Annotated in this window: 9 protein-coding genes and 1 riboswitch; of the genes, 2 read left to right on the top strand and 7 right to left on the bottom strand. The window is 41.6% G+C overall.

The features are described 5' to 3' along the window. Positions 1 to 62: 62 nt before the first annotated feature. A riboswitch (FMN riboswitch) is annotated at positions 63 to 188 on the bottom strand. Between the two features lie 687 nt (positions 189 to 875). The 4 genes from BN3456_RS15720 to BN3456_RS12595 form a co-directional block, all read right to left on the bottom strand. Beyond that, on the bottom strand, positions 876 to 1,097 hold the full coding sequence (locus tag BN3456_RS15720) for a hypothetical protein (protein WP_141654519.1): 222 nt from the start codon (positions 1,095 to 1,097) through the stop codon (positions 876 to 878). A gap of 107 nt (positions 1,098 to 1,204) precedes the next feature. Then, the gene (locus tag BN3456_RS12605; RefSeq protein WP_089984588.1) at positions 1,205 to 2,989 is read right to left on the bottom strand and encodes a S8 family peptidase; all 1,785 of its coding nucleotides are present in this window, start codon (positions 2,987 to 2,989) and stop codon (positions 1,205 to 1,207) included. Between the two features lie 8 nt (positions 2,990 to 2,997). Beyond that, on the bottom strand, positions 2,998 to 3,960 hold the full coding sequence (locus tag BN3456_RS12600; RefSeq protein WP_089984586.1) for an AAA family ATPase: 963 nt from the start codon (positions 3,958 to 3,960) through the stop codon (positions 2,998 to 3,000). A 393-nt stretch (positions 3,961 to 4,353) separates the two neighbouring features. After that, positions 4,354 to 5,769, bottom strand: a complete 1,416-nt coding sequence (locus tag BN3456_RS12595; RefSeq protein ID WP_089984894.1) for an aspartate ammonia-lyase — start codon at positions 5,767 to 5,769, stop codon at positions 4,354 to 4,356. Positions 5,770 to 5,922: 153 nt separating this feature from the next. On the opposite strand from BN3456_RS12595, the gene BN3456_RS12590 reads away from it, so the two are divergent. Next, the gene (locus BN3456_RS12590) at positions 5,923 to 6,864 is read left to right on the top strand and encodes a LysR family transcriptional regulator (protein WP_089984585.1); all 942 of its coding nucleotides are present in this window, start codon (positions 5,923 to 5,925) and stop codon (positions 6,862 to 6,864) included. Here BN3456_RS12590 and BN3456_RS12585 read toward each other — a convergent pair. Then, positions 6,838 to 8,862, bottom strand: coding sequence for a thioredoxin domain-containing protein (locus tag BN3456_RS12585; protein ID WP_347458059.1), 2,025 nt, complete (start codon positions 8,860 to 8,862; stop codon positions 6,838 to 6,840). The two genes, BN3456_RS12590 and BN3456_RS12585, sit on opposite strands and share 27 nt — an antisense overlap. 176 nt (positions 8,863 to 9,038) lie before the next feature. Between BN3456_RS12585 and BN3456_RS12580 the strand changes: the two genes are divergently transcribed. Further along, positions 9,039 to 10,409: an aldehyde dehydrogenase gene (locus BN3456_RS12580; protein ID WP_089984582.1), complete on the top strand. Its 1,371-nt coding sequence runs from the start codon at positions 9,039 to 9,041 to the stop codon at positions 10,407 to 10,409. A 60-nt stretch (positions 10,410 to 10,469) separates the two neighbouring features. On the opposite strand, the gene BN3456_RS12575 is transcribed toward BN3456_RS12580, so the two are convergent. Together BN3456_RS12575 and BN3456_RS12570 are read right to left on the bottom strand one after the other, a co-directional pair. Next, the gene (locus tag BN3456_RS12575; RefSeq protein WP_089984580.1) at positions 10,470 to 11,642 is read right to left on the bottom strand and encodes a MalY/PatB family protein; all 1,173 of its coding nucleotides are present in this window, start codon (positions 11,640 to 11,642) and stop codon (positions 10,470 to 10,472) included. Positions 11,643 to 11,654: 12 nt separating this feature from the next. Further along, positions 11,655 to 12,800 carry a trans-sulfuration enzyme family protein gene (locus BN3456_RS12570; RefSeq protein ID WP_089984579.1) on the bottom strand — a complete coding sequence of 382 codons (1,146 nt, stop codon included), beginning with the start codon at positions 12,798 to 12,800 and terminating at the stop codon, positions 11,655 to 11,657. Between the last annotated feature and the right edge of the window lie 29 nt (positions 12,801 to 12,829).

Raw genomic sequence — 12,829 nt, 5'->3', positions numbered from 1 at the left:
GGCAAGTCAATAAAAAACCCCGGATATATTATCCGAGGTCTAAATCAAGCTTGTTAAATCAACAATTTCTTCTCTCATCCAGACTTTACTGTCGGTACCGGAATTACACCAGTTCAGCCGTTATACTATGATAACGGGTCGCGGACTATACCGCCGGTTGGGACTTACACCCGACCCCGAAGAATTCATTCTATTCTATAGGCTATTATAACCCATTATATGTGGTTATGCAAGCAGTTTTTTTTCAATATTTCCAAAGTATAATGATCTCATAAATTAAGACACTTTCCCGGACAGATTTTAATGAATCTGGCATACTAAAATCAGTATGAAAGAAAGGATTCACGGTTATGTCCAGACAAAGAAGAAACTTTAGTGCCAAATTTAAATCAGACCTTGTGATTGAGTTGCTCAAGGGTGAGAAAAATCTCAAAACCTTGCAACTGAAAATAATATCCAACCTAACTTGCTCCGCAACTGGAAGAAGGAATTCCTAAATAACGCTTCTGCAGCGTTTGATGACAAGCGAAAAGAAAACCTCAAAGATAAGCTTGTTGAAGAACGCAAAGAGAAGGCGGAGTATGTCAGAAAGGTTGGGCAGCTAACCATGCAGGTTGACTGGCTAAAAAAATCTGAAGGAATTTGCAGACCTGACTACGAGAGTAAGTTTAGTCCAAAACCTTTTGACGACTACGGAATTACCCGCCTCTGTTGGTGCAAAGTTCCTGGATATCAACCGCACCAACATTTATTACAAGGAAGCCCACCTATCAGAAGAAGAGTTGGCTTGTAAGGAGATTATTGATCACCTTCATACAGATAATCCGGCTTGGGGTGCCAGGCAGATTCAACCCATTTTTGAACTATAGCTCTTATTATAATGCCGTAATCGTAGTTTTTGTTAATGTTTTATTCTTTATTTCCGTCTGGATGGCCGTATACAAATCCACATCAATTCCTGGTGCTTCTATTGATACTATTAATGAGTATCTAATGAATGAATTATATTTTTTTAAGTTCGTCCTTGATTTCCACCATCCGCTTTTAGGATAAACCACAAGATGGATATCTATACTTATCTTTCCAACCAATTTCACCAGGTCCCGGCTCTATATAATATGATAAAGTTACTCGCATTTTAACATTTGCATTTTCACAATCTGAAAGCAGTTCTTTCGGCCACGGTAAAGTATGTATGTGCATTTCATTGCAAGTTACACTGCCACTTTCCTTTATGTATCATTAAAGCCCGTACAGTTTCAGGCCATAAATCAGGATATTTGCTCCAAATCTCAGCTGCCATCCAAGATGCTTGTGCTACTGCGGAACTGGTCATTGAAATAATATCAAATGGCCTTCTCATTAAATACTGATTGCTTGTCGTAAGCAGGGAAAGATCCTCGGCCTCAGTATAAAAATCATCGCTTTTATTATATGCAACATTGCCACCTTCAAAAAGGATTTCCGGCTTAATCGGCCATTTATTATGGTTCCAGGTTAAAGAAGACGAAGTATACGGGGAAAAATCACCGCATTCCGCTAACGGTTCGAATCCCTTATATAATGGATTATCTATCTGGTCTAATTCCGTATAAGCCCCTACTGTAATAGCATTCCAAGCTTGTCCAGGATCTTCAACAGAATGATTTACTACAGCATCCTTATAATTCCCCGTATCTTTTAGCTCCTCTAGAGTTGTATTTCCAGCCGAAACAAGCATCAACTTCTTAGCCTTTTTCACCGCTTCCTCTTCCGCTTCTGAAATAATAGCATCTAATGCTCCTGACCAAGAGGAAGGTCTGCCATCCTTATCAATATTTGTATTTGCTGTTATCGCCATGCATATTACACGATTTGTATCGGGGTTTTCTATTTCTGCTAAGCTAATTGCCTCTGCTGTCAATTCACCATATAATTCTTCTGGATTATCGTCTGGTCTATCCATCATTTTAACGGATTCTAAAAAATGATAAGCCTCAAATACATTCATTGATTCCAGTTTGTCTTCTAACGTAAAAAATGCGGCTATACCAGCCATATTCGTGCCATGTCCATCTTTATCTTCAGGACCTTTTGACAAATCTATTGTCTGTCTATCAGTATCTTTTAATAATTTTTCTAATAAAGGATGCCCATTGTTAACGCCTGTATCTAACAGACATACAGAGGTATCCGTCATATTTTTTGTGCTAATTCTTTTTGCTAAATCATCACTCCACGCTCTTTGATCTGCGCCCTTCATCTCAATAAAAAAGGATGTAAGTACAGACATTTTTCTATATTCTGCAATTCTTGAACTATATCCCAATAACTCGGTCAATTGTATTCCATTCGCATTAACTCCTACTACGATTCTTTCTGGAAACAATATATGCTGTGTTTTCGTCTTTATATCCAGACTTTTACAAAGGCTAAAAAACTCGTTCTTAACTATAGATACATCCTCTTTTAATTCATAACGCAGCCAGACCTCACACCATATATTTTTATCCTCTTCCGGAATGGCTTCTTTATTACCAATCCAGAACGCTTCTAACATAGCTGCTTGTATGCTCTCCACTGTACCTATAACATCTGTGCCTGACTCATTTCCAACATATTTTTCAATTTTCTTTATAAAAAAATCGTGCCTTTTATTAGGAATAAAGATAGTTGCCGATATAACATTATCACTATCAGTTTGTATGTTTGCCAACCTAATTCCTTGACTTGTATTTTCTAAACTTTTAGTCAATAAATCATAGCCAGCTTTACCCGTAACCTGCATGTAAACGCCTTCTCTTGCAGATGCAGAAACAGCCAATTTGTCCTTGCATGACTTCTCTGCTTCTTTCCATGCAAGTTCAAATTGGCCTTCTATCCATTTTCCATGCTGGATTCTACTGCTTCTTGGAGGATAATTCGTTTTTCCACTACCTCCTGTGACAGGTTTATATTTTAAACCTTCCCCCGCCTCATTAATATAAATATTCTTTAAATTTCTACCCATTTAGTATACTATGCCTCCTTGAATCTATAAAGGCCTTTCCTATCCTGTGTATATGATAAAATCATTGCCCTGCTTATATTTTCATCATTGATTAGTGAATATTTAATTGCCTCTTCACAGACCTTTACGATATCTGCATGGTTCAATCCTTTTGCACTTTCATAAACCTGATCATCAAAAACCTCATTTAGTGCCAAGCCATCCAGATGGTTTTCCAATATACATTGTATTTGGCCTAAATCCGGCAGCTTGTATTCCAGTACATCATCAAACCTTCTAAACAATGCTTTATCTAATAATTTGGGATTGTTGGTTGCAGCAAGAATAATACTATATGAATCATCATTTTCCAGATACTGCAAAAATGAGTTTAAAATTCTTCGCATCTCCCCAACATCATTATCCAAGGAACGGTCAGAACCTATAGCATCAAATTCATCAAAAAGGTATATCCCTTGTATTTCCTGTATGCAATCAAATACCTGCCTTAGTTTAACGCTGGTTTCACCCATATATTTTGTTACCAGCTTATCAATTCGGATAACATATAGCGGCAAACCTAATTCGTCAGCTAATACTGAGGCCGTCATGGTTTTCCCGGTTCCCGGTTCACCTACTATTAAAATCTTACTACGATTCTTCAAGCCATTCTTCCTTAGAAGATCTCTTTTACGATATTCTGTAATGATTCGCTGCACCTTGCTCTCTAATTCCTCTGACAAAACCAAATCATGAAAGCTATATTCAGCGATTTTCTGTTCTAACATGTCGTATTTTGTATTGAATTTAACAAGTTTTTTCTGAGCTTTATATTTGGGATTCTGAACGATTTCTTTAATTTCACGCGCACTTGCAGTATGGCCTATTTTCGCCTCATGAGCCGCTATCTGAAGCGCTATAGACTTAAACTTTTCATGGTTATCTTCAAAATGCATTCTCATTAATGCTTTTACTTGCTCAATGGTAGCCATACTTTCACCTTCTTTCTACTAGCTTTATATTATCATAGTTTATTCAATCCTGCACGAAATATTGTAATAATTAACACTTAATCAACCATTATGTTTGTGTCATAACCCTTCTTAAATTATTGCTATGTATTCATAACACCACCTTGCGTGCGTGCATTAAAAACTAAAATGCAGATACCAAAAAAGCTACGGCGTAACCGTAGCTTCTCATAACAAAGCTTTTAAATAATATTTGTCGTAAATCTGTCGGAAATCCCCTTTTCAAATCGCGGAACCCCTTGTGTTTACTGGCTTCCCAGACTTTGGATTTCCTTTTAACCCCGAAAAATTTCTTCTGTTTACAATATATAGTATAATTTGTTAAAAGAATAATTTCAAGTATTTTCTGAACTGTTACAAGGTATCGCTGCAAGCAATCCCCGGTTCTGTCATGTTCATTGTATCCAGAACCTTATCCAGCTCTTTTTCGTTTAATAGTTTTTCCCGCAGAATCAAGGCCCTTACAGATTGGCCTGTTCTCACTGCCTCCTTAGCAATGTCTGCTGCCTTTTGGTAGCCCACATGGGGGGAGATTGCCGTGATTATGCCTACGCTGTTCTCCACCAGATAGCGGCACCTTTTTTCATTTGCAGTAATCCCTGTTATGCAATTATCCACAAAAGTCTGTACTGCATAGGCCAGGGTATCTATAGACTGGAACATACAGTAGAAAATGATCGGTTCAAATGCATTTAACTCCAACTGTCCGGCCTCCGCCGCCATGGTAATAGTGACATCATTTCCTATGATATTAAATGCCACCTGATTCACTACTTCGGGGATGACTGGGTTTACTTTCCCCGGCATGATGGAAGAGCCATTTTGCTTGGCCGGGAGATTGATTTCACCAAAACCGGTTCTCGGACCGGAGGACATCAGACGCAGATCATTGGCAATTTTGGATAAAGTAACTGCACAGGCTTTAATAGCACCTGAGACGGCGACAAAAGGATCTAAATTCTGGGTAGCATCAATTAAATCAGAGGCCTGCTCAAAGTCCATATCAGAAACTCTGGCTAAATTTGGAACAATCCGGTGCAGATAATTTTGATCGGCATTGATGCCGGTGCCTATGGCTGTACCGCCCATATTCAGAACGCGCATCTCCCCCATGGCCTTGTCCATACGGCGGATGTCCCGCATAATTGCAGATGCATATGCTTTAAATTCCTGCCCCAGCCGAATGGGAACTGCATCCTGCATCTGCGTACGTCCCATTTTTATCACATGGTCAAACTCCTGCGATTTATCAGAAAATGCTTTATGAAGGCGCAGAAGCTCTGCTTTCAACCTTTTTAACAGTCTGAGAGAAGTCATTTTGCCGGCTGTCGGAATGACATCGTTGGTAGATTGCCCACAGTTTACATGGTCATTGGGATTTACCAGAGCATAATTTCCCTTCTGACCTCCCAATATTTCAATGGCGCGATTGGCAATCACCTCATTGGCATTCATGTTCAGTGAAGTGCCTGCACCTCCCTGAATAGGATCCACAATGAAATCATCACGAAATTTTCCTTTTAATAATTCATCGCAGGCCACAACAATTGCATCTGCCCGCTTTTTATCAAGAGTACCGATTTCACAGTTTGTTATGGCCGCTGCCTTTTTTATATATGCAAGACTGTTAATAATTTCGGGATGCATATTCAGGCCTGTAATGTGAAAATTCTCGGCCGCCCGCAGTGACTGTACACCATAATACACCCCCTCCGGCACATCCTTAACTCCAATAGAATCTTTCTCTACACGGAAATCCCCGGCTTTCATTTTATCCATGAGATAGGCCCCTCCTTTATCTACAGCATTATCTGCTTTGTATCACCTTTTGTTGAATTTATTATACAAGAGTTCTATAATATAAACAAATATATATATTATTATACTTAATATAAATCATAATCTATACTTAGGAGGATATTTATGTTTCAGGGAATGGAATATGTCTATATGGTTTACAAAGAAAAGAGTTTCTCTAAAGCAGCTCAAAAACTTTTTATCTCCCAGCCCTCTTTAAGTGCCACAATTAAAAGGGTAGAAAGTAAGATCGGCTACCCGATTTTTGACAGGAGTACAAAACCTATAACCCTTACCGAATGTGGTAAAGAATACATAAAAGCAGTGGAGCGGGTATTGTCATCAGAAAAAGAATTTATAAATTATATAAATGACTGGGGCGAGCTTAAAGTCGGAAGCCTGGTTTTAGGCGGAAGCAGTCTCTTTTCTTCCTGGGTGCTGCCGCCTTTAATGGGTGAATTCAATAAACATTTTCCCCATGTGAAGGTTGAATTAGTTGAAGAAAGTACCGCCGAGCTTGCAGCACTTTTGCAAAAGGGGAAAATTGATTTTATGATTGACAATTGTGTCATGAGTAACTCTGTTTTCGACAGTCGTATCTATCAGGATGAACATCTTCTCCTGGCTGTGCCGAAACATTTTCCGTCCACGCAGGCTGCCGTCAATTATCAAATTTCCCCGAAAATGATTTCTGACAGAACATTTTTGGAAAAACATATATCAGCAGTGCCCTTACATTTATTCAAGGATGAACCCTTTATTATGCTAAAACCCGAAAACGACACAGGCAAGCGTGCAGCAGAATTGCTGCAAAAATATAATATGACCCCGACCATGTTGTTTCAATTAGATCAGCAGCTTACTGCTTACAATATTACTTGTTCAGGCATGGGAATCTCCTTTGTCAGCGATACCCTTATCACCCGCGTGCCTCCACACCCAGATGTACTTTACTATAAACTGGAGGAGGATATCAGCTGCAGAAAAATCTTTTTCTACTGGAAAGACGGACGGTACTTTACCAGAGCAATGGAAGAATTTCTAAAATGCGCGCAATGCAGTAAATAATGTATCGAGATTATCCGCGGGCGCAGAGCAAGCCCCGTTATGGCATAAATAATACACAGTCCCGTTTTGTGGAATCGGATAGTCTGCCGTAAAGGGCGCCGCTTCTCTGAGTTCTGGCTCATTTTCCCGGGTTTTGATAAGCACGCTCAGATTAGGAACAGGATTCTTTGCCAGGTAAGCATTGATCTCCTCTGCAATATCTTTTTGTGCGGTTACACAAATAAGCTCGAAGGAAGAATACACTGCCTGAGAGACAGCGAGCAGAGCCATGCTGTACCCTGCAGGATAATTTTGTATTTCACCGGCAAGAAAACAAAGCTGACGGTAACTTATTTTCTGCCACTGTAATTCACCTGTGAGCCTGGAAAGGTTTTCGAACACCACCCCCGCCACAGAGTTGCCGGAGGGAAGGGCTCCGTCATAAGTCTCTTTCGGACGGCTGATAAGTTGTTCGCCGGTTTTAGAATAAAGAAACAGACCGCCCCGTTCCTGATCGCCAAAATAATCCAGTATACGCTTTGAAGTTTTGACAGCCTGCTGCAAATATTTGACTTCATACGTCGCCTTATACAATTCCAGCAGAGCAAAGGCATAGAATGCATAATCGTCAAGCTGTCCGGTATGTGCACTCTCTCCTTCACGCCAGCGGATTTTCATTTCACCGTTTTCGCCGATCAGGAACCCTTGTATAAAGCACTGGGCCTTCTTTGCAGTTTCTACATATACACGCTTGTCCAGCAGCCGCCCCGCTCTTGCCAGGGCTGCAATCATAAGGGCATTCCATGAAGTGAGCACTTTATCGTCTTTATGCAGACGGGTACGCTTCAAACGGTATTCGTACAGTTTATGGCAAAGCTCTTTTATGTGGAGATCCGTCTTGGCATACTGAGAATTACCCAGCAAATTTAAAATGCTTTTTCCATCAAAATTTCCTTGCTCAGTTACCCCAAACCACTGACAGAAAATAGTTCCGTTTTTTTGACCCAATACATCATAAATCTCTTTTTGGGTAAACACATAATACTTTCCTTCAATTCCTTCACTGTCCGCATCTTGTCCACAGTAAAATCCGCCATTCTTATCACGCAGCTCTTGTATGGCATAATCCAGAGTATGCTCTGCAACCCTCCGGTAAAATCCATCCTTTGTAATACAGTATGTCTCCAGGTATGCAAGAGTGAGCAGTGCATTATCATAAAGCATTTTTTCAAAATGGGGAATCAGCCATTTCTCATCCGTAGAATAGCGGGAAAAACCACCTCCCAGATGGTCAAATATGCCGCCGCGAAACATTTGGGTAAGCGTATGAGTCACCATTTGCAGTGCGTCAGTATCCTTTTCCAGCATGAAATATTGTAACAGAAATAACAGATTGTGTGGTGTCGGAAACTTAGGCGCAGTTCCAAATCCGCCCCATCGGGGATCATATGTTGTCTTAAATTGTTCGACAGCCTTACCCAACAGACTTTTGTCTGGTTCATCCGTTTTACTATAAGATTCCTGCTGTTTCTTTAATAATGCTGCTGTCTCCTCTCCCTGAGAAAGGAGCATGTTCCGGTCTGTTTCCCACAACTGTTGGATTGTTGTAAGAAGCTCCATTAGCCCCATTCTGCCATAGACAGCTGTTTTTGGCAGATAGGTTCCCGCCCAGAACGGCTTTTGCTCCGGAGTCATAATGATGGTTAAAGGCCAGCCTCCGGAGCCGGTGAACATCTGACATACAGCCATATACACAGCATCAATATCAGGGCGCTCCTCCCTGTCCACCTTGATACAGATGTAATTTTGATTCAGTATAGCTGCCACATCCTTATCCTCGAAGGACTCATGGGCCATAACATGACACCAGTGACAGGTGCTGTATCCAATGCTCAAAAAAATTGGCTTGTCTTCTTCCCCTGCCTGCTCAAAAGCATCCTCTCCCCAGGGAAACCAATTCACGGGATTCGTGGCGTGCTGAAGCAGATAAGGTGACTTTTCAGTACTAAGCTTATTCAAAATACTTCCTCCGTTATTATATTTCATTTATATTTTATATCTTGTACCAAAATATGTTTTTAATGCAACAGTGGTTTTAAAATTAATTTATCAATTTTCCCTTTTTCTTGTTACTATTTATAAAACAGGTTAAAATGTAAATAAATAACCGATTTGTATTTTCAGGAGGGATGTTCATGAATGACATAAAAAAGACACTCCAGTCGCAGCGCAGTTTTTTTGCGACTGGAAAGACCAAAGACCTTGCTTTTCGAATCAGGCAGCTTCACCGTTTGAGAGATTCTGTTTTAAAGCATGAGGATGAAATTCTCCATGCTCTGAAGTCTGATCTCAACAAGTCTGCCTTTGAGGCCTACCAAACTGAAGTCGGAATTGTCCTTGAGGAAATTAAATGTGCATTGAAACACCTTGCCGGATGGACCCGTCCGAAACGAAAGCCGACTCCAATCATGCATTTTCCTTCCACCAGTTATCTTTACAGTGAACCTTATGGCTGTGTTCTCATTATGGCTCCCTGGAATTATCCCCTCCAGCTTACCATGACACCTTTAATTGGTGCTATTGCAGCAGGAAACTGTGTCATGATTAAACCTTCAGAATACTCTCGTCACACTTCTGAAATCATGGAAAAAATAGTGAAAGAAATCTTTCCCTTCTCTTTTGTTTCCGTGATTAAAGGCGACCGTGATGTGAATCAGACCTTGTTGGAGGAACATTTTGATTATATCTTTTTTACCGGAAGCGTCACTGTGGGAAAGGTTGTTATGGAAGCTGCCGCAAAGCACCTGACCCCGGTAACCTTAGAACTTGGCGGGAAAAGTCCGTGTATCGTGGATGAGACTGCTGACATTAACCTTGCCGCCAAAAGAATTGTATGGGGAAAACTTTTAAATTCCGGTCAGACCTGCGTAGCCCCGGACTATTTGCTTGTACACAGCAGCATAAAAGAGCGCCTTGTCTGTGCTATAAAAAAATGTATCAAAGTCTTTTACGGCGACGCCCCGGAAATGAATCCTGACTATCCCAAAATCATTAATCAAAAGCATTTTGACAGACTCTTAAATTTACTTCACAGCGGGCATCTCACCACAGGCGGACAGTATAATGAAGACACCTTGCAGATTGCCCCTGCTTTGCTGGAGCATGTAAGTTGGAACAGTGCCATTATGCAGGAGGAAATATTTGGTCCCCTGCTCCCAATAATGGAATTCGATCGGCTGGAGGATGCTTATTCTATGATAAATGCCCATGCAAAACCGCTGGCCCTTTACATGTTCACCACAAAAAGAGAAAATGCAGACACCGCCTTGAAAACCGTCTCATTCGGGGGCGGCTGTATCAACGACACTATCATTCACCTGTCGAACCCCAATCTCCCTTTCGGGGGTGTAGGTGACAGTGGTATGGGACAATATCACGGAATCAATAGCTTCCTTACCTTTTCCCATCAAAAAAGTATCATCAGAAAATCAAATATAGTGGATATTCCATTTCGGTATCCACCATATAAAGACCATATACAATTGCTTAAAAAGCTTCTGGGATAATATCGGACCGGATTACTTTTCTGCAGCCAGTTTAAACATCGTTCCAAAGGAAGCTTTGCCTTATGCCGGCAGTGCCTGCTCCAGCTGGATAAGTGCCCTCTCCAAAGTCTTCCTTGGGCAGGCAATATTGATGCGCTCGAACCCTTCTCCTGCAGCCCCAAATATAGCGCCGCTGTCCAGCCATAGATTTGCCTTGTTCACAATCAAATCTTCCAGCTCTTCCTCCGACAGATTTAATCTGCAGAAATCCAGCCATACAAGATATGTGCCTTCCGGTTCTATCAGAGTAATTTCCGGAACGCGTTCATTCAAAAATTCTTTTACGAAGGCAAGGTTTCCGTATAAATATTCCTTCAGCTGTTTTAACCATTCCCCGCCGTTCTCGTAAGCTGCCTGGCATGCTGCAAGTCCGATCAAGTTCACCTGGCTGTATCCCTGTGCTGTAATCTCCTTTTTGAACTTTCTGCGCAAGTCTGTATTAGAGATGAAGATATTCGAAATCTGAAATCCAGCAAGATTAAAAGTTTTGCTGGGGGCTGTACAGGTAATCGTTATATCCGCATATGCAGGAGACAGGGATGCAAATACCCGATGCTGATGCCCGGGATAGGTAAAGTCACTGTGAATTTCATCGCTGACCACAATTGTACCATATTTTGTACAAATGTCACCAAGTTTTCTAAGTTCCTGTTCCGTCCATACTCGGCCTACAGGGTTGTGAGGACTGCAGAGCAAAAATAGTTTTACGTTGTTTTCTTTCATTTGCTTTTCGAAATCTTCGAAATCAATCTCATAATGGCTATTCTTCAGCTTCAAAGGGTTATTCACCAGTACTCTGCCATTGTCACGGATAACCTCGCTAAAAGGGTAATATACCGGCTGTTGGATCAGAACTCCCTCGCCTTCTTTTGTAAAAGCGCGGATGGCTGCTGCAATTGCAAAGACCACCCCGGGTGTTTTTACAAGCCAGTTTGCCTTTACATTCCAGTCAAACCCATCTTTATACCACTTGGATACAGCCCGGAAATAATCTTCTTTTCCCTCACTATATCCGAATATCCCGTGTTTTACCACCTGCTCCAGCTTTTCAAGAATGGCCGGTGCTGTCTGAAAGTCCATATCTGCCACCCACAGGGGCAGAATATCCTCACGCTTTCCTCTTTCCCGTGCAAAGTCATATTTCAGACAATTTGTCCCACGGCGGTCGACTACTGTATCAAAATTAAATGTCATAGCTACCCCCCTTCACGCCAGTGCCTGTGCCAGATCGGCGATCAGGTCATCCACATTTTCAATCCCTGCAGAAAACCTCAGGAAATCGCTGGTGATTCCGAGTCTCTCACGGACTTCGACGGGTACATCTCCATGAGTCTGCAGCATAGGATAAGTGATCAGAGACTCGGCCCCGCCAAGGCTCTCTGCATAGGTAATCAGTTTCACTCTCTCCAGAATGGTCCTCGCAGTTTCTTCACTGTCTGTTCTAAAAGAAATCATGCTGCCGGCTCCTCTTGCCTGTCTGCGGTTTATTTCATATCCCGGATGCTCGGGAAGCCCTACATAATATACTTGTGTCACTTTTTTCTGCTGCTTCAGCCACCTGGCAATCTTTTCGGCATTACTTTGCTGCTTCTCCATACGCACAGACAATGTTTTAATTCCTCTTATTAAAAGGAAACTGTCAAAGGGCGCCAGACAACACCCGATTGTTTTAAATAAATACCGGATTCTTTCTGCCAGTGCAGTATTGTTTGTACTTAAAAAACCGGCCAGGGTATCATTGTGGCCTTCCAAAAACTTAGTACCGCTGTGGAGAACCAAATCAGCCCCCAGCTCAAGAGGGTTCTGAAAGTACGGTGATAAAAATGTATTGTCCACAATAAGCAGAAGATGAAATTCATCTGCCAGCCGCCTCATCTGGGTCAAATCTGTAATCTGCATTGTAGGGTTGCTGGGGGTTTCAATATACAGGGCTTTCGTATTTTCCTGCATATGATTTTCCACAAGTTTCACATTTGCTGTATCAACATAAGAGAATTCAATTCCTCTCTGGGCGCCTATGGTGTCAAACATTCGGACAGAGCCTCCATACAAATCCTCGGAGCAAAGGATATGATCCTCTGCTCCAAACAACTCCAGACACAGCTCAATCGCTGCCATTCCTGTGGTACACGCTACCGTATCCATCGCACCCTCCAGGGAAGACATAATCTCCTCAAGTTCTGCCCTTGTGGGATTGCTCTCCCTAGTATAATCATATCCGGAAGAATACCCGATTCCCGGATGCGAAAAAGTCGCTGTCTGGAAAATCGGCACAGAAACCGCACCAAAAGGATGCTTCTCCTGATTTCCCCCTCTTCCATGAATACATCGTGTCTCTATATCATAACCCATATTTCTCCTCCTAAGGGGGTCAGACCCTT

The sequence above is a fragment of the Clostridium sp. C105KSO13 genome (genome assembly GCF_001517425.1).
Lineage (GTDB): Bacteria > Bacillota > Clostridia > Lachnospirales > Lachnospiraceae > Muricomes.
This window is presented reverse-complemented; position numbering and strand designations above follow the sequence as displayed.